The 17,356-nt window shown below is 57.2% G+C and carries 21 protein-coding genes; 8 read left to right on the top strand and 13 right to left on the bottom strand.

The window, feature by feature from the left end:
- The first annotated feature begins 17 nt into the window (after positions 1 to 17).
- The gene (gene sfsA / locus IQ254_RS01705) at positions 18 to 746 is read left to right on the top strand and encodes a DNA/RNA nuclease SfsA (protein WP_193963675.1); all 729 of its coding nucleotides are present in this window, start codon (positions 18 to 20) and stop codon (positions 744 to 746) included.
- A gap of 2 nt (positions 747 to 748) precedes the next feature.
- On the opposite strand, the gene IQ254_RS01700 is transcribed toward sfsA, so the two are convergent.
- The 8 genes from IQ254_RS01700 to IQ254_RS01665 form a co-directional block, all read right to left on the bottom strand.
- Positions 749 to 1,444, bottom strand: coding sequence for a WecB/TagA/CpsF family glycosyltransferase (locus IQ254_RS01700; protein WP_193963838.1), 696 nt, complete (start codon positions 1,442 to 1,444; stop codon positions 749 to 751).
- 232 nt (positions 1,445 to 1,676) lie between these two features.
- Positions 1,677 to 2,333: a HEAT repeat domain-containing protein gene (locus IQ254_RS01695; RefSeq protein WP_193963836.1), complete on the bottom strand. Its 657-nt coding sequence runs from the start codon at positions 2,331 to 2,333 to the stop codon at positions 1,677 to 1,679.
- A gap of 66 nt (positions 2,334 to 2,399) precedes the next feature.
- On the bottom strand, positions 2,400 to 3,233 hold the full coding sequence (locus IQ254_RS01690; protein WP_193963673.1) for a HEAT repeat domain-containing protein: 834 nt from the start codon (positions 3,231 to 3,233) through the stop codon (positions 2,400 to 2,402).
- 31 nt (positions 3,234 to 3,264) lie between these two features.
- Entirely contained in the window at positions 3,265 to 3,501 is a 237-nt protein-coding gene (locus IQ254_RS01685; RefSeq protein ID WP_193963671.1) for a phycobilisome linker polypeptide, read from the bottom strand.
- A gap of 88 nt (positions 3,502 to 3,589) precedes the next feature.
- Complete coding sequence (locus IQ254_RS01680; protein WP_193963669.1) at positions 3,590 to 4,462, bottom strand: phycobilisome linker polypeptide; 873 nt, start codon at positions 4,460 to 4,462, stop codon at positions 3,590 to 3,592.
- A gap of 220 nt (positions 4,463 to 4,682) precedes the next feature.
- On the bottom strand, positions 4,683 to 5,501 hold the full coding sequence (locus tag IQ254_RS01675) for a phycobilisome linker polypeptide (RefSeq protein ID WP_193963667.1): 819 nt from the start codon (positions 5,499 to 5,501) through the stop codon (positions 4,683 to 4,685).
- Positions 5,502 to 5,603: 102 nt separating this feature from the next.
- Positions 5,604 to 6,092 carry a phycocyanin subunit alpha gene (gene cpcA / locus IQ254_RS01670; protein ID WP_193963665.1) on the bottom strand — a complete coding sequence of 163 codons (489 nt, stop codon included), beginning with the start codon at positions 6,090 to 6,092 and terminating at the stop codon, positions 5,604 to 5,606.
- 102 nt (positions 6,093 to 6,194) lie between these two features.
- Positions 6,195 to 6,713 carry a phycocyanin subunit beta gene (locus tag IQ254_RS01665; RefSeq protein WP_193963663.1) on the bottom strand — a complete coding sequence of 173 codons (519 nt, stop codon included), beginning with the start codon at positions 6,711 to 6,713 and terminating at the stop codon, positions 6,195 to 6,197.
- 666 nt (positions 6,714 to 7,379) lie between these two features.
- Between IQ254_RS01665 and IQ254_RS01660 the strand changes: the two genes are divergently transcribed.
- The 4 genes from IQ254_RS01660 (at position 7,380) to rimM (ending at position 11,403) form a co-directional block, all read left to right on the top strand.
- Entirely contained in the window at positions 7,380 to 7,967 is a 588-nt protein-coding gene (locus tag IQ254_RS01660) for a phycobiliprotein lyase (RefSeq protein WP_193963662.1), read from the top strand.
- A 523-nt stretch (positions 7,968 to 8,490) separates the two neighbouring features.
- Positions 8,491 to 9,234 (top strand): phycobilisome rod-core linker polypeptide, encoded by a 744-nt coding sequence (locus tag IQ254_RS01655; protein WP_193963661.1) that lies wholly within the window; start codon positions 8,491 to 8,493, stop codon positions 9,232 to 9,234.
- Positions 9,235 to 9,490: 256 nt separating this feature from the next.
- Entirely contained in the window at positions 9,491 to 10,807 is a 1,317-nt protein-coding gene (locus IQ254_RS01650; RefSeq protein WP_193963660.1) for a valine--pyruvate transaminase, read from the top strand.
- Positions 10,804 to 11,403 carry a ribosome maturation factor RimM gene (gene rimM, locus IQ254_RS01645; protein WP_193963659.1) on the top strand — a complete coding sequence of 200 codons (600 nt, stop codon included), beginning with the start codon at positions 10,804 to 10,806 and terminating at the stop codon, positions 11,401 to 11,403. The genes IQ254_RS01650 and rimM overlap by 4 nt, the downstream gene beginning before the upstream one ends.
- Before the next feature lie 221 nt (positions 11,404 to 11,624).
- On the opposite strand, the gene IQ254_RS01640 is transcribed toward rimM, so the two are convergent.
- The 5 genes from IQ254_RS01640 to IQ254_RS01620 form a co-directional block, all read right to left on the bottom strand.
- Positions 11,625 to 12,257 (bottom strand): GNAT family N-acetyltransferase, encoded by a 633-nt coding sequence (locus IQ254_RS01640; RefSeq protein ID WP_193963658.1) that lies wholly within the window; start codon positions 12,255 to 12,257, stop codon positions 11,625 to 11,627.
- Positions 12,258 to 12,262: 5 nt separating this feature from the next.
- Positions 12,263 to 12,460: a hypothetical protein gene (locus tag IQ254_RS01635; protein WP_193963657.1), complete on the bottom strand. Its 198-nt coding sequence runs from the start codon at positions 12,458 to 12,460 to the stop codon at positions 12,263 to 12,265.
- A complete protein-coding gene (locus tag IQ254_RS01630) occupies positions 12,457 to 13,041 on the bottom strand; it encodes a TetR/AcrR family transcriptional regulator (protein ID WP_193963656.1) in 585 nt (194 codons plus the stop codon). The genes IQ254_RS01635 and IQ254_RS01630 overlap by 4 nt, the downstream gene beginning before the upstream one ends.
- Positions 13,042 to 13,117: 76 nt before the next feature.
- Positions 13,118 to 14,002: a tetratricopeptide repeat protein gene (locus IQ254_RS01625; RefSeq protein ID WP_228039936.1), complete on the bottom strand. Its 885-nt coding sequence runs from the start codon at positions 14,000 to 14,002 to the stop codon at positions 13,118 to 13,120.
- Positions 14,003 to 14,159: 157 nt separating this feature from the next.
- Positions 14,160 to 14,687 (bottom strand): gamma carbonic anhydrase family protein, encoded by a 528-nt coding sequence (locus IQ254_RS01620; protein ID WP_193963655.1) that lies wholly within the window; start codon positions 14,685 to 14,687, stop codon positions 14,160 to 14,162.
- A gap of 132 nt (positions 14,688 to 14,819) precedes the next feature.
- Between IQ254_RS01620 and IQ254_RS01615 the strand changes: the two genes are divergently transcribed.
- From IQ254_RS01615 to IQ254_RS01605, 3 genes are read left to right on the top strand one after another with little or no spacing between them, the layout of a single operon-like run.
- Positions 14,820 to 15,332, top strand: coding sequence for a TIGR02652 family protein (locus IQ254_RS01615; protein ID WP_193963654.1), 513 nt, complete (start codon positions 14,820 to 14,822; stop codon positions 15,330 to 15,332).
- Between the two features lie 11 nt (positions 15,333 to 15,343).
- The gene (locus tag IQ254_RS01610; RefSeq protein WP_193963653.1) at positions 15,344 to 15,781 is read left to right on the top strand and encodes a VOC family protein; all 438 of its coding nucleotides are present in this window, start codon (positions 15,344 to 15,346) and stop codon (positions 15,779 to 15,781) included.
- Positions 15,768 to 17,204 carry an ATP-binding protein gene (locus IQ254_RS01605; protein WP_193963652.1) on the top strand — a complete coding sequence of 479 codons (1,437 nt, stop codon included), beginning with the start codon at positions 15,768 to 15,770 and terminating at the stop codon, positions 17,202 to 17,204. Before IQ254_RS01610 ends, IQ254_RS01605 begins: the two co-directional genes overlap by 14 nt.
- Positions 17,205 to 17,356 lie beyond the last annotated feature (152 nt).

Below are 17,356 nucleotides of genomic sequence, written 5' to 3'. Positions count from 1 at the left end.
CCCCATCCCCCGCTGCTATGACCGCCGACTGGTTCTACCCGTTGCCACCGCTGCTCGAAGGCACATTACTGAAGCGCTACAAGCGGTTTTTTGCCGACATTGCGTTGACAACCGGCGAGGTCATTACCGCCCATTGTCCCAACACAGGGCCCATGACCGGGGTATGCCACATTGGCGGGCGAGTGCTGGTTTCCCAAAGCACTGACCCAAAGCGCAAGCTCGCCTACACCTGGGAACTAGCCGAGGTGCACGACACGATGCCTACCTGGGTAGGCGCTAACACCGCAATGCCCAACCGGGTGGTAAAGTCACTCCTCGAAGCAAAACAAATTCCAGAGCTGGGCGACTACAACACCATTCGCCCTGAGGTGCGCTATGGCGGCGACGGCAAGAGCCGCATCGACTTTGTGGTAGATAGCAAGAGCACACCCTCCACTTACATTGAGGTGAAAAATACCACCTGGGCCAAGGGCACCCTGGCCCTGTTCCCCGATACGGTCACCACCCGGGGCCAAAAACACCTCAAAGAGCTGACGGCGCTGATTCCAGATGCCCAGGCCGTGATGCTGTACTTTATCAACCGGGGTGATTGCACCGAGTTTGCGCCGGGGGATCAGGCCGACCCCACCTACGGCACCCTGCTGCGGGAAGCCATGGCCAAGGGAGTGCGGGTTTTACCCTGTCGCTTTGAGGTGACACCCACCGGTATCCGATATTTGGGGCTGGCCAACCTGGCCTTTAGCTGAGCCTAACGGGCCGAGTAGGTGAGCGATCGCCAGGCAAAATGAGGTAACGCCAACATTCGCCGCCAGCGCCAGGGCTCCTTGTAGAGCCGATAGAGCCACTCTAGATGGTTGTCACACATCCACTCAGGAGCGCGAGTTTTGACCCCGGCCCAAATATCAAAGCTGCCGCCGACGCCAATCCAAATGCTGTTGGGACAGAGGTAACGGTGGTCGCGAATCCATAGCTCTTGGCGAGGCACCCCCATGCCCACCAAAATGACGCTGGGCTGCAGTTGCTCAAGCTGATGCAAAAACTCGGGCTGGTCGTTTGGGCCCAAATAGCCATGCTGAGTGCCTAATACCTTTAGCCCCGCTACCTGATGCTGCCAATACAGCGCAGCGCGGTGGGCCACGCCAGGAACACCGCCATACATAAAGACCGTTTCTTGGCTAGAGAGATAATTGAGGACTGCGGCAGCCAGCTCAATGCCAGGAGCCCGCTGAATGTGTTGCCCCTTCGTCCGAAAGTACAGCACCACCCCAGCCCCGTCGGGGATCACCAACTCGGCGTTGAGAATGACCTGGCGCAGGGCCGGATTTTGGTCGGCCTGCATCGCCATTTCGGCATTGAGGGTGACCACGTGAGCGCCGTGCCCCTGGTGATATTGGTCGATTAGCCAGCCAGCATAGTCGGCCCGCCAATGCACCGGCAATCCCATGACGTTGAGGTCATCCGGGGTATTTGAACGATTTGCCAACACTACACGACCCTCCCCAAACCTGGCTATTTACTCTAACGCACCGAACTCTAACGCACGGAGTAGCTGCCCCGAGATGCTTGGCTTAAGCAATCTCAATCAAACGCTTTAGACGCGCCTTAACCATAGAGACCATACCTCGAAATTGCGTAAATGTGTTGCATTTCTCTATCTGGCAGGGCAAGGCCTTAATTTAGCTGGCTAAAGCCTCTAATGCCAGGCGGGCGCGGGCTTGTACAGCAGCGGTATCGTCGTTCCAGCAAACTCGTTCTAGACAGTTAAGGAGCGGCGACATTTGGCAGTTGGGCTCCACCCAAGCGATCGCCAAACCCTGTAGCCCAGCTACCGCAGCGTAGCGCACGACCCATTCTGGGTCGGAGATAGCCGCCTCGGTCAAGACCTGAAGCACGTTCTCCTGGAGTATAGCCCTCTGGTCTGGAGCCAGCAGTGACCAGTTGATGTTGCCCAGGCCTCGGGCAGCAGCCCGACGCACGCTGAGGGCGAAGTCTCCTTTAGCGGTATCGAGCAATACCGATAACGCTCGGGGATCGCCAATCAGCGCCAGAGCCCGAATAGCCCAGGCCCGGGCACCATAGTTGTAGCCGTCGAGTTGTTCGAGCAAGGCTGGCACCGCAGCATCGCCTAGGGCCGCCAAACCATTGACTGCAGCTACTGACGCACCGGGGTTGTTGTAGCCCAGCACGGTAATTAGAGTAGGAATAGCGGCAGCATCTTGAGCAGCGGCCAGTTGATTGACGGCCACCACCATGGCACCTTTAGAATCAGCGGTGTCGATCGCTCGAATTAGCTCTGCTATTGTCGCACCCACGCCTGAACCGGCTCCAATCATGATCATGGCAAGAAGTTTTCTGCCCTGCCGCTGGTTAACCTCTGCCTGGTTGCAGCTCATCTAGTTCTATAGCAGCTCATCCATCAAACCTAAAACCTGGCGGGCTTCGGCAGTTAAGCCTGCGGTTGGGAACCCAGACTGCTGCAAGTGCGTTTCTAACACACCCTGGAGCGCAATTAGCTTAAGGCTGTTTTCGGCTAGGGTGGCGGCGATCGCGCCAGCGGCGGGCAAATACCCGATCGCGCCTAGATCCATCATCGCCGATCGTCGCAGTTGCAGGTTCGGCTCTTGTAGCCGATCGACTAGGCGATCGCAATAGGCCGCATCGCCAGTCAGCTGATAGAGCGCCCGGGCGGCAGCATTTTGCACCTGAGCCACCTCATGGGCTAGAAAAGGTGCAATATCGCTGACCGCATCGCGCGCAGCCAGATTACCCAGGGCCTCTAACACAGCATTGTAAGGCTGCACCAGGTGGGGCTTGCCGGGAACAGCCACAGCCGCAGCCACCCCCCCGGCCAGCAGCGATCGCAGGGCCGCAATCGCCCGCTCATCCCCCAGGGCCCCTAGCGCCTGAGCTGCCGACTCGCGCACGTAGTAGTCATCGCAGTCAAGACAGCGAACAAGGGCTGGCACAACCGTGCGATCGCCGAGTTTCCCCAGCGCTCGCGCCGCATTGCGCCGCAGCGGATACCCGCCATCGGGGGCGCGATCGTTTTCATCTTCCAGGGCGGCCACTAGCGCCTGAAGGGCCTCAGACTCGCTCACACGAAAACGGCCCAACCACCAAGCGGCATAGTAGCGCAGGCCCCCATCAGCAGTTTGGCACAGGTTGGCAATAGCCTGATCCACCGTTAGAGATTCGCCCTCGGCGTTGACCAACTGCTGGGGATCCGGTTCCATATCTCCTGCGTCTCCAGCCTGATTAAACAGCCTAGTCGGCAGAGAGGGGTTGAATGCTGACGATCTTGCCGCCCATGCGAACAATACGCTGCATTTCTTCGTTCATGCGGCTGTAGGGCACCTTAACAAAGGTGCTGCCGCTCTGGCGAATAGGATAGTTATTTTTATCGGTGGCGTCGTTTTGGCGCAGCCCCTCCACTTCGTAGAGGAAGACACGATTGCCAGCAGGGGAATTAGTCTGACTGCCAAAGGCATTTTGAGCGAGCATAGGAAACTACTCCTGGTCGTTGCGAGATCTCGGATACGGTGTTGTTCAGGCGGGGGCATCCTTAGGAATACCCCACCTAAGCTCGGATTTACATGCTGGCGGGCGTAACGCTAGTTACCTTGCCACCCATAGCGTTGATTTGCTGTAGCTTGGCCGACAGCTTTTCGTAGGGCACCAGATAGGAGGTATTGATGCGCCGCACTTTGGGGTAACGGGGCAGGTTAGCGCCCATGACCTCAATGCGGTAGACTCGACTGTCGCTGCCGTAGGGGGTAGACCCACCCAGGGCCTGACTGGGGGTGGCCAGCTTGTTGGCTTGAGACGACCAGCCCGCAGCAGCACTGGTGGGGCTAATGATCGACGATGAAGTGTTACGACCCAGCTCGCCCGCCAGGCGAGACTTCTTGCCCCCCGCTTGGGCGGTATCGCTGGTGGCGTACCCTCGATACATCTGGAACATGCGGGTAAAGCCCACCGAACGCTGCCCAGCCTGGTAAACAAAGCTGCGGTAGTAGGGCACCACATTGTCGCCAAAATTGGCCTGATACTCTTCGCTGTCAATGAACGAATCGACGTCAACGTCGTAGCCCTGGGTTTCGTAGCGATCGAGGTGCTCAACCACTTCAGATTCATCGTAGACGGCGCGGCCCAGCAGATGCTTGGTGTGCAGCTCAATCACGCGGGTTTGGAAGTTGCCGTAGAAAAACTTCTCTTTGTACAGCTCAGACTTGGCCACGGCGCGCACAAAATCGCGCACGCTGATGTAACCATTTTTAAGCAGCGACTCAGCACCGGTTAGGCGCTCAGACTTCATCAGGTAGTCGTTGCCTAGCAGCTGGCGATATACAGCCCGAATTACCACCTCGGCATCATCGGGGGTCCAATTTGCCCGTAGCTCTACGGGTAAGGTTTCATCGTATGCAGCGGTTCCCAACCGGGATGCTGCCGTTGTAATAGGCACAGGATTATTCTCCTTATCAACACAAGCGAGATCAACACAAGTGAGGGTTGAGCTAATCAACACATCAGAATAAAAACTGGCGCAGTACCCAAGGCCAGACTCACCTAGGGTAGAGCCACCCACAGCCTAAGCTCTAGGTGACCCTACCCCGGTGAGATAACCATTGCGGCCTCAACTGAGAGACCAAGCACTCCGCCAGAGAGGGTATTAAAACCGCTACCTAAACCAGGTCGACGTTAGTCACTCGGCCGCCGGTGCGGTTAATTTGCTGAAGCTTTCGAGACAGCTGCTCGTAGGGCACCAAAAACTCAGTGCAGGTGCGGCGCACCTGAGGGCTACCTGCTACGGTAGCCTGGTTAACCCGTACCCGATAGAGCTTCTCGCGATCGCCACCAGACACCCCCACGATGGCGGCTCCGGTAGCCCCGCTACCCACGGGCGACGAAGAGTTTTTAGCAATTTCAGACACTAGCCTGGCTCGCATGCCACTACTCTGGGCGCGATCGCTGGTGCCGTAGCCTCGATAAAGCTGAAAGAAGCGGGAAAACCCGACCGTCTTTTGGCTCCGCTGGGTTAGGTGACCACAGTAGCTGGGGACAACGTTGTCCCCAAACTTGTCGCGGTACTCTTCGGAATCAATATAGGAGTTGATTTCCGCTGCGTAGCCGTCGGTGTTGTAAAGGTCGGTGTGAAAAGCGATTTCGTCCTGGCCGTAGGGCGCCCGACCCAGCAGGTGCTTATAGTTCAGCTCGATAAAGCGATTCTGTGGCCCGCTCAGGAAAAACTTATCCCGATAGAGGTCTGACAGGGCCAAGGCCCGCACAAAATCTCGAACTGAAATCTCTCCCTGCCGAAGCAAAGACTCGGCGCTGGTATTACGCTCGCTAGCCATAATGTACTGATTGCCAAAGACCTGACGGTAAGCAGCGCGAATCACTGCCTCCACATCGTCTTCGACCCAGTTGGGCCGTAGCTCTACCTGCATCGACTCGTCGTAGGGCGAAACGCCAAGGCGTCCCGCTGCAGTGGTGACTGCCATGGTTGCCTCCTTGGGCGTGTATAGATACAACAATGCCCGGAGCAGCAAACAATCGCTAACAATCAGCTAACAACTGTCTGCCCCTCCGGGCAAATGGCCAACTTAGCTTAGAGCGTTGATGGCGTAATCGACGTAGGAGTTAGCTTCGGTAGCTGCATCACCAGACAGACCATGGTTAGCTTTGATGTACTTCAGAGCTTCCACGTACCAGCTAGGAGACAGTTCGAAGGTGCTGTTGATTTCGTCTAGACCAGCAACCAGGTACTCATCCATGGGGCCAGTGCCACCAGCGACGCAGCAGTAGGTTACCATCCGCAGGTAGTAGCCGATGTCACGGGCGCACTTGGCCTTACCACGCTCGTCGGAAGCGTAGTTAGCCCCCTGCATTTGGGTGGTATAGGGGAACTTGTTGTAAACGGCTTGAGCAGCACCACTGACCAGAGAGTCAGCCTTGTTGGTCAAAGCCTTAGCAGCTTCTAGACCAGCGGTAGCTTGACGTAGACGACCAAAAGCAACCTGTAGCTCAGAAGCGCTCAGAAAGCGGCCTTGAGAATCAGCTGCTGCAACAGCCTCAGTTAATGGGGTTTTCATAGTCTTAAGGTTCTCCTTGAATTGTCTTCACAGCAAATGAACGAGTAGTTGAGAGTCAAGCCAGATTGGCCCAACTCAAGCAAGGTTCAATTTAGGATGAACCTAAGCAACGGCTGCAGCAGCCAGGTCGAAGTAGCTGCCGATTTCAGAATAGAGGGAGCTGCAATCGCCCTGGGTGATACCAGCGGTATCAGAAACGATGCCAATAGCAGAAGCCTTCATTTTCTCAACGCCAGCGGCTACGGAAGCGCCGGGAGTGCCCAGGGCAACGTAGGTCTCACGCAGGCCATTCAGGCAGCGATCGTTGAGAACGCTAGCATCACCGGTGAAGGTTGCATAGGTCACATAGCGCAGGATGATTTCCATGTCGCGGAGGCAAGCAGCCATCCGACGGTTGGTGTAAGCATTGCCGCCAGGAGCAATCAGCTGAGGCTGCTCAGCGAACAGGGCGCGAGCGGCGTCAGATACGATCTTAGAAGCGCTGCCAGTCATGCGGTTAACGGCATCGATCCGCTTGAGGCCGTCAGCAGTAACACGACCCAGAGCATCTAGCTGATCGCCAGACAAAAAGTCGCCGCGTGCGTCGGCCTGAGAAACAACCTTGGTGTATGCGTCAAACATCGACTCAAATCTCCTAATTTTTGTCGCTGAGTTAGCTTGAAAATGGCCAAAAGACCGAGTTAATCATTAGTTCAGCCGGAGCTGTCTAACTAATCTATAGGAAGGATCTTAAGGATCAGCGGGGTCCGTCTTCTCATCTAATTTACACTTCTTCAAGGTTGTTCAAGCTTCTACACAGTCAGCTCACCACACGCTTTTAAGAAGGCTCATCAGAAGGAGGAATGCCATCTCTACAGGGGAGTTAAGACATTCCTTGAAACCGTTGCCTGAATTGGCTTTCGCTAATTCAATTAACCCTCCAGACATGTTTATACACCGCTGGTGTGTCTTTATCTTTTACAAGTTATTAAGGAAAAGCTACGTTCACTGCAGGAGCAAAGCGAAAGAATTTGCTGGTGGTGGTCACTGTAGAGCTTTTAGCCTCAGCCTGGCTTCTCTCAGGCAACGTAATATTACGCAATATTGGGTCGTGGTTTTGGGCCGTCACAGCAGGCTATCGGGCGTTTTTAGCCTAGGAGTCAAACCCTAGCGATCGGGACTCAACCCTAGCTAAACTCATGCATTGACTCCTACACAGCGGTATGATCCAGAATGGCCGTCTGCTGTTGTCGGTCGCCATAGTTACAGTTGCAATTCTGAGAAGTCTAATAAAAAGAGACCTGCCCCATGGACGTAATGGATTTTTTTCGCCTCAGCGCGGGCGAGTGGAACTCTCAACGCACCACCCACCACCTTCCCTTTCGCCGGGCTGAATTAGGCGGCTCAACGATTAAAGTAGAGGCCCTAGCGGCAGGGCATGCCCGCGTGGTGGAAATTTGCCAACTACACGAGGTAGACCCGGCGCTAGCGGTTGGCGGTGCCTTTGTCACCTGGGAGGGGGCCATGGCTTGGGATAAAGATGACGAAAACCACGCTGGCAGCACCGTATTTGCCCTGGTGCCTGACAGTGACAACCCCAGCCATGGCCAGCTACTGCGCGAGCGCGGCTATGCCGAGATTGTTCCTGTCATTGGACGCTATGAAGTGGACGGTGACGAGGGGCTGCTACTCATTACTGAGTACGAAACCATGAGTTCTATAGAGCGTTTCTGGTTTGCCAACCCCAATCTGCGACTGCGCACTAGCGTCGTCAAACGCTTTGGTGGGTTTAGCACAGCGTCGTTTTGTGCCGAGTCCCGCTTATCTGAGCCTGAGATTGCTCCAGAGGGAGGTCACACCGAAGCACTCCTGCCGCTGTCAGCCTTCGGCTGGTAGACCGTCAGGCACTGAGCGATTGACGCTGCGGCTAGGGCCCTAGTCTACTCAACCCTCTCTTGCCCCCTGCGGGAGAAGGCTATTTTGTTCAGCAAGTTTAACGGTGGCAAAGGTCGTCGCCCGAGGAGACCAGATGCCCTTTTGACAATGTAGATGCGTTGTAGATGCGTTTGGCCGGCTTAGGGATGTTACGCCAGCCCAGGAGAAAGGCTGAAATATCAGGAGTAGTTATCCGCTAATTCAGGATTTTAATCCTCGCATTTAATTTCTTTAAGAAAAGAATTAAATGCCCCTGGCGAAAATTTTTAAGAAATATAACTGTTTGTTACTGTACCTGTCGAAACAAGAATCTCCGTTCCTCTGTTCTTCTAGTCTAGGCCTTAGCTGTTTTTGGTTCCATGGCAATAAAAGCCAGGCATAGCTAGGAGTCTATGGATAACAGCAAAGGTCTTCAATTCACTATGGCCTTGATTCCTACAAATTATCAAATATCTTTTTAGCTTTCACTTGGAGGAAAGTAGTTGTGACTTTGCCGCTATTAACCTATGGGCCCAGTAGCCAAAATCAGCGTGTGGCAGGCTATGAAGTGCCAGGAGATGAGCAATCAGGGATTTTTAGTCTCGATCTAGGTTGCTCCCAGGCAGATATGGACGCGCTCATTTTAGCGGCCTATCGTCAGGTGTTTCATGAGCAACAAATGCTGAAGAGTAATCGCCAGGTATTGCTGGAGTCACAACTGCGGGGTGGGTTGATTTCGGTCAAGGATTTTGTCCGAGGGCTGGCGACATCCAATGCATTTCGCACCTGGAATTATGAGGTTAATAATAACTATCGGTTTGTAGAACTCTGTGTGCAGCGACTGCTAGGTCGCAATGTTTACGACGATAAAGAGACTCTCACCTGGTCGATTGTGCTGGCCACAAAGGGATTAGAAGGACTAGTCGATGCCCTGATGGGCAGTAAAGAGTATGTTGCCAATTTTGGCGATCGCACGGTGCCCTACCAGCGACGACGGGTGCTACCCCAGCGATCGCAGGGTGACCTGCCCTTTGAGCGCATGCCTCGCTACACCCACGACCACCTGACCACGCTAGAGTCCCTGGGTTACGACTTTTCTGCCGATCGCCGTTTAGCCCAGGGCGACTGGATGGAAACGCCAGATGGAGTTCGTAAGGCGGCAGGGGCAGTGACTGCCGGGCTGGCGATTTTCTTGAGTTTGGTGGCGATCGCCGTGGTGCTGTCGTGGTTTGGCTGGCTCAGCATCTAAAGGTTTGTCTGCGCCTGTAACTAGCCCCTCGAGACATCGAGGGGCTTTTTTTCTGACCATTAGGCCAGATCAGCGGCGAGGGGCTTTTGTAGCGCACGGTGAACCGTCGATGAGGGGGTGGGCACAGGCCCGATTGCGGCCGATCGCAGATAACTGACTCTGGCGAGGCTACTATACTAATTTGACCGTTCTACATCTAGGCGCAGGCTAACCATCTTCCCGACCGCTCCACCTATTCATCTATTCTCCCCGACCCATGACCCCTGAACTCACCCGCTTCGGCGAGGAAATGTCTCACCTCACCGGTGTGCGCGCCATTATGAAAGACATTATCGAGACGCTGCAGGCGGGGCAGGGGCAGCTGTTGATTAACCTCAGTGCCGGTAACCCGGTGATTTTGCCTGAGATCGAGCAGCTCTGGCGCGACTGCACCCAAGCGCTCCTGGCCAGCGCCGAGTATGGCCAGGTGGTATGCCGCTACGGCACTAGCCAGGGCTATGAGCCGCTAATTGCGGCGATTAAAGACGACTTTAACCAGCGCTATGGCCTGGCCCTGAGCGATCGCAATATTCTGATTACCCCCGGCAGTCAGGCGCTCTACTTTTTGGCGGCCAATGCCTTTGGCGGCTACCACGCCACTGGCCGCATGAAAGACATCGTGCTGCCCCTCAGCCCCGACTACACGGGCTATGGCGGCATTTCGCTGGTGCCTGAGGCGGTGCGGGCCTACCGCCCCACCATTATTCAGGATGAGGCCTCGCATCGATTCCGCTATCGACCTGACTTTAGCCAGTTGGCGATCGATGAAAATACCGGGTTTGTGTTGTTTTCGCGGCCCTGCAACCCCACGGGCAATGTCTTAAGCAACGCAGATGTTGAGCACATCGCCAATCTGGCCGCGGCCCACAACGTGCCGGTGCTGGTCGATTCGGCCTATGCGCCCCCCTACCCGGCCCTCAACTTCACCGCTATGGAGCCGGTTTTTGGGGAAAATATTCTCCACTGTATGAGCCTGTCTAAGGCGGGGTTACCCGGCGAGCGGTTGGGGGTGGCCATTGGCGATCCGGCCATTATTCAGGTGCTGGAATGTTTTCAGACCAACTTTTGCATTCATTCATCGCGCTACGGCCAGGCGATCGCGGCCCGAGCGATCGCCTCTGGAGCGTTGGCCCAGCTGTCTGAGCAGGTGATTCGCCCCTATTACCAAGACAAGTTTGCGGTACTCGCAGCTGCCCTTGACCAGGCTCTGCCCCAGGACTTGCCCTGGTATTTGCACAATGGCGAGGGCGCCATTTTTGCCTGGTTGTGGTTTGACCAACTGCCCATTACCGACCAAGAGCTTTATCAGCGGCTCAAACAGCGGGGGGTGATTGTCGTCCCTGGGCATCCTTTCTTCCCAGGCCTGCGCGACAACTGGCCCCACACTCGCCAGTGTCTGCGGCTGAGCCTGACCGCCAGCCGAGCCGAGCTAGCCGAGGCGGCGACCCGTCTCGGGGCGCTGGTCACCGAGGTGTATCGGGCCCCGCCGAGTCAATCTGGGGCCACCCCATCGATGGCGGTACCGGCCCGATGACTCCTTCCCCAAAGCATGCTGATTTGTCCACGGGAGATGGCTGGGTTGAGATTGGCCGCATTGTGGCTCCCCAGGGAATCAAAGGCGAGGTACGCGTGTACCCCAGCAGCGACTTTCCAGAGCGGTTCTTAGCACCGGGCGATCGCTGGCTGCAGCGCCCCCGCAGCCAAACACCAGAGCTAGTAGAGCTGGTGCGCGGACGCCACATCGATGGCAAGGGTTTGTACGTCCTGCAGATCGCCGGGGTTGAGAGCCGCGACCAGGCCGAGGCCCTGCGAGATGCGGTGCTGCTGGTACCCGAGGGCGATCGCCCCAGTCTAGACGACGACGAGTTTTACGTCGCCGACCTCATGGGGCTGCGGGTGATTGTGCAGGCCACCGGAGCTGAAATTGGCACCGTTACCGATTTGTTTGCGGCGGGCAACGATCTCTTAGAAGTTACTTACTATTCTCCCAAGGCAGAGAAATCAGAGCCTGCCAAGACTCGCACCGTGCTAGTGCCTTTTGTACCTGCCATCGTGCCCGTGGTGAATTTGGCCGAAGGGTATCTTGAAATTGACCCCCCTGCCGGGCTGTTGCCCCCTGAGCCTTTATGACTTTCTTATCTTTAAATTTTATTGTTAGCCCAACGACCATAAATGGAACGACCAATTTGCCCCGGCCCTCGCTTGAGAGCTGGGGTTTGCTTATGGAGCCAGACAGCTGGCCCAGGCGGTCTTCTAATGTCGAGGCCATCGATGCTAGCCCAAAGCTAGGGGGCTGGGTGAGACCAACGATGCCTGGCAAAGCATTTTTCACTGCCTAGCATGATTGGCGGTTAGGTGCCGCCCTCCATTTGGCCTGGCCGCTGTAGCGTCCAAAACGACGGAGCCTGGTCGGCAAACGGGCCTGTTTTTAGAACGTCAAAGCCGTGGCGCTGGTAAAAGCGCACCGCGCCTGGGGTGGAAGTCTCGACGTAGCAGGGTTGGCCGCTGCGATCGCTACCCCCTAGCCCTGGCTGCATGAGCTGGTGGCCGATGCCCTGGCGCTGGTAACAGGGGCTAACGGCCAAGAGCATCAGGTACCAGTGGGGTTGGGGCATCGCCTGATGGTGGTAGTAGTCGAGGGCCAGCGCCGACTGCCAGCGAGGCAGATACTGCCAGGGTAAGCGAAAGGGCAACTCGTACAGCCCGACCCGCAGCATCTCTAGCAGCCCTACTGACTGCCCCGGCGGCATCCAGATAGCCAAGCCTTTAAGGCCCTGGGGGTCTGGCTCTACACAACAGTAGGTATGCTCGGCACCGCACAGCAGCAGTAGGCGGAATAGGTAGGCCATTACCCCTGGACGATGGGGGACATCGGTAGGCACCAGGTAGTTAAATAGGGGGTCATCGGCAAAAGCGGCACCCAGTAGCTCAGTGGCAGCATCGAATTGGGTCGGTTGTAGGGCGGTTAAGGCTAAGGTTTCCATGGGGTTTACCAGATTAGATCATTGAGAAACGCGGTCAATTTAACGCCGTCAATTTTGACCAAGGTGGCCATCCACCGAATGGCGGCCCGATCGCGCTCTACGCCGCACTGCACCAGTAGTTGCCAGCCGGCCCTGGTCAAAACCAGCCAGGGGTAGAGCTGGCGACGACCATAGCGCCACCAGACCAGGAATTTCATAGTCATCGAGCCTCTCCCTTAGGCCTCTCCAGGTAGGCGGTCAGCAGGTCAGCTAAGAGCTCTGCCTGCTGCCGGTACGACACCATGGCCGGGTTTACCATGCGTTCCGCAATCAGCCCGTCAATCAGACAGAGAATATGGGTGGCAACCAGAGGATTCTCTAGCTGGAGGACGGCCATGATTTCGTCGCGCGATCGCTCACTCACCCGCTGCACGGCCTCATTCACCCGCGACTGCCCGACACCGGCCTGCTGGTAAAAATCCATCATCAGCAACGTCTGCTTGATGAAGTAATCTTCGTTAGCTTCTAGAAAATCCCCTAATGCCAGAATCCGCTCTCTCAGGGTGCTTAGCCCTTCGATTTTGGCGGTGGCGCGCAGCAAATCCTGCTCGGTCAGCTCTTCGATCAGCTGCATAAATAGATCTTCTTTGCTGGGGAAGTAGTAGTACAGCGTGCCGGTCGACACCCCCAGCGCCTTGGCAATCTGCCGGGTGGTGAGGCTGGCGTAGCCGTGGTCAGCAAATAGGTCAAAACACTGGCTTAACAGTGTTCGGCGGTATTGGTCATGATCGACAATCTTGGGCATTCTTTTTTAACCGAACGCTCGTTATATTTAACGTAGCATAAATTTTTTGCCCGTCAACTCGGCCTCGGCCGATCGGCTAACTAGGACTCGAAGACAGATGCAAGAATTTCTCTAGGGCAGTGACCATGGCCGGGGGCCAGCGGCGCACGGTACTGACCCAGTCCAGGTCTTTGTAGCGGCGATCGAGACCCATCACGGCGACCCAGTTGCTCTCGGCTTCACCCAGGGCTCCCTGGCTCCAGAGGGCGGCGGTGAGGGCGGCGCGGGCATCGGCGAAGTTGGGGTAGCGGCGAGTCAGGTTACGAAACTGGCGAATGGCTTCATCGGCGTGACCCAACTGATACTCGGCCAGGGCCGTGTTGACGCGGGCAAAAGCAAACTTAGGGTCCAGATCAGCGGCTTTTTGGTAGTCCACCAGGGCCGCTTCCCAATTGCCCTGGCCAGCCTTAGCATTGCCCCGGTTGTTGTAGGCGGCGGCATCGTCGGGGTTGAGGGCTAGCACCTGGCTGTAGTCGGCGATCGCATCGTCCCAGCGCCCCAGGCCTTCTAAGGCGGCCCCTCGGTTGAGGTAGGGGTCAGGCTGCTCGGGGGCCAGCGCTACCGCCTGGTCATAGTCGTCTAGCGCTTCAGTCAGCTTATTTTGGCTCACCCGCACATTGCCCCGGTTGCTCCACACAGCGGCTTCGTTGGGCAGGTAGTCGATCAGCTCGCTCCAGTAGGTTTCAGCTTCGGCAAACTGGCCCCGCTGGGAGGCAGTAAAGGCCTTTTGGCGCAGCTCGGCGATTGCCTGCACGGTCTCTGGTGAAAGCTCGGCGGCCTCGGGCTGGCTCCAGGCCAGATCACCCCAGCCCACGAGACAGATCAGGCAGAGCAAAATGACAAAAACCGATTTAGCCAGTCCTCGCATCCGAGCCGAAAACTGGGGGGGCAAAGGCCAGAATTGCTGGTACCAAAACTCCATAGCGAGCCTACATAGTTAAGTCTTCACGTGAGCATCCATGCCTTAGCGGTTTTCGTTGTCAGCCTCGCTGGCAAACGTCACCGTAGAGGGCTTGGCACCCCCTCTACACCATAGGCCACCCTCTGCCTAACAGTCAGCTCATCGCCCAGAGTCAGCCTTAGCTAAACCCAATATCAGTGCTGTGTCCGGCGTGGGCCAGGGCGAGCTGGTGGTATTTCTGGGCGTGCTCCAGCAGTTCGAGGGCCTGCTGGTTAGAGACCTCGCGCACTACTTTGCCGGGTACGCCCATCACCAGCGATCGCGGCGGCACCTCCTTGGTCACCACCGCACCCGCGCCGATAATACTGCCGCTGCCGACCCGTACCCCGTTTAGCACGATGGCGCCAATGCCCACCAGACTGCCCCGCCCAATGTAGGCCCCGTGGATGACAGCCCGATGGCCCACCGTGACACAATCTTCGAGGATAGTAGGCTGGCCAGGGTCACCGTGGAGAATCGCCCCATCCTGTACATTGCTATAGGCTCCGACTTCAATGCGTTCGACATCGCCACGCAGCACGGCCCCATGCCAGATGCTGCAGCCCTGGTGGAGCGTCACCATGCCCAGCACAGTGGCATTAGGGGCGACAAATGTCGCCTGGGAAAGGTCAGGGCGAGGCCAAACAGGGCTAAGGGAGCCATTCATAGCGGGTAAAGTTCTCAAAAAAGTGGCCAGATTCAAACAATGGGATGTTGCGACTACACAGCCAGCCGAGTCCCCACAGGTATAATACGGCTAGCGCTCATGCCGACTGAGGACACAACTGGTTTCAGCCCAATGGTTAACTCCGCTTTGCAGTACCCCATCTATGGCCCAGAAATCCAGTGTCCTCACTGTCGGCAGACAATTCCAGCGCTGACGCTGACCGACACCTACCTCTGCACGCGCCACGGGGCCTTTGAAGCCGACCCCGACTCCAAAGAGTTGGTGCATTTGCAGTCAGGGCGGCACTGGCGGCAGTGGGAGGGTGACTGGTATCGCCAGCACACTCACCCCGACGGCATTCGCTTTGAGATTCACGAGGCCCTCGATCGGCTCTATACTCAAGGCTACCGGGCCACGCGGGTGATTATTGCCCAGCGCTATCAAGATCTGGTCAACGCCTATCTAGAGCGCAATAATCCCTGGCGCGGCCAAGCCGAGACCTCCACTGCCCCCAAGCTCTATGGCCTGCCGGTGGAGTTTAGCCCTCCCGCTGACGAAGATCCCCGCTGGGCCGTGATTAACTTTAGCCTTGAGAAAGAGCCCGGTGTGCCGGTGCGCTATCCTTATTTTCGCCTCTTCGATTAGTAGCTCGCCCGATGCTTCACCACGCATCAATTCGTACCCAAGATATTCACCGCGCGATCGCGTTTTATGAAGTCCTGGGGTTTACCGTCCACGAACGCTTTACCGCTGGCATTACCCTAGCCTGCTGGATGGAGGGGCTGGGGGGGCGCATTGAGCTGATCCAGGTGCCCGAACCTCGACCCGCCGCCGATGCCTTTGGCGATGAGCACTACACTGGCTACTACCACCTCTCTTTTGACCTGACAACAGAGACCGCTAGCCTGCCCGCATGGCTAGATGACCTGCGCCAGCAATTTGTCACCGATTCTGACCGGGGCAGTCATTTAAAGGTTTTGCTGGAGCCGACGCAGCAGATCATTGGCGATCGCGTCTACGAGGTGGCGTTTTTGGCCGATGCCGATGGGCTACCCCTAGAGTTTATTCGGGTGCTGGGCCATGTCCAATCCTGAGTCCTCCGTCCCCAACAAAATCGCCCCGTTTACCGACAACTGGGCCTACCTCAAAACCGAGCTGGCCTGGCTTGACCGCTTGCTGATGGTGGCGGTGTCGCGCCAAAAGCGTGAGGTGCAAGAGCTCGACGACTTTGCCCTCTCTGGCGAAGACCGCGTCACCCGCCACTGGTGGAAAGGCATTATTAGCTTTACGGGTCAGCCCGGCTACGACAATGTTCGCCCGCCCAAAGTGCCCCGCAACAACGGCAGCTATGCCCAGCAGCTCGAAGCGCGCATTGCTGCCAGCCAGCAGCACGGAGTGGTGCTAGCTCTCCCCCAACTGCGCGATCGCCTCCAGCTCACCCTGTTTGAAAAAAACGTGCTATTGCTAGCCCTGGCGCCCGAAGTCAACCAGCGCTTTGGTCGACTCTACAGCTACCTGCAATACCAGCACGACGAGTCAGACTGGGATCTGCCCACGGTCGACCTATGCCTGCGGCTGCTGTGCAGAAACGACCAAGAATGGCGGCGATCGCGTCCGCTGATTGCCCCCGAAAGTCGTTTACTCAGCCTGGGTCTGGTGGAATGGGTCAGCCCCGAAGACACCACCCTACTCAGCCGCCATCTACGCCTCACCGACAGTCTGATCGCCTATCTGCTAGCCGAAGCTCCCGAAGACACCCTCCTGGAGTCTTGGCCCCCAGCCGCCGCACCTAGCCCCGACCAAGGCATCGCCACGACTCAGCACCCTTGGACTGACCTGGTGCTGCCGACGCCCCAGCTGACCCAGCTCCAGACCATCGCCGCCGCTGGGCCTGGCACCATGGTGCTACTGACTGGCCCCAGCGGCACCGGCAAAACCCTCGCCGCCCAGGTGTTAGCCACCGATCTCAACCTGCCCCTGGTCACGGTAGATTTGAGCACCCTCACCCCCGATGCCGAAGGCAACCTCCCCGCCCTCGACGACCTGACCCAGCTGCCTCCCTGCGTGTTACTGCTCAAACAATCCCCCCACTGGTTTGGCCGCAATCCCACCGTAGATGCCGTCCTCGTGCAGGCATGGGTAGTTCAGCGCCGCCAGCAACCCGGGCTCACCCTGCTTAGCAGCACCTACCTCCAGAGTGTTAAACCCTCCTGGCGGCAGGCTATGACCGGCATTGTCGAGTTCCCTCGCCCCGATGTCGCCGCCCGCACCGTGCTATGGCAGCGGGCCATTCCCCCCGGCATCAAAAAAGAGCGCACCCTGCGCTGGCCCACCATCGCTCAGCAGCTGGCCCTCACCGGCGGTGAAATTGAAGCCCTGGCGCAAACAGCGGTAGCCCTGGCGCGGCAAGCCGAGCCGCCATTACTCACCCTAGATTGTTTGCAGCAGGCTCTCGCCCTGCACCATCCCAGCCTCAAACTGGCCCGCCCCAAACCCTCGCGCCGCCGACCCAAGTAAAAGCTCTGATACGAAATCCTGGTTACATACCCTCGATTGCTAGGGGCATAGCATGCTATGCCCCTACGGGGTTCCTAATTGTGAATCGGGGTTTTCCAAATCGGATTTCGTATGATTCAAGTAAAGTCTCTGATTCAAGCTTCAGCCGTCCG

It is taken from the genome of Nodosilinea sp. LEGE 07088, from assembly GCF_015207395.1.
In the GTDB taxonomy this organism is placed as follows: Bacteria; Cyanobacteriota; Cyanobacteriia; order Phormidesmidales; family Phormidesmidaceae; genus Nodosilinea.
This window is presented reverse-complemented; position numbering and strand designations above follow the sequence as displayed.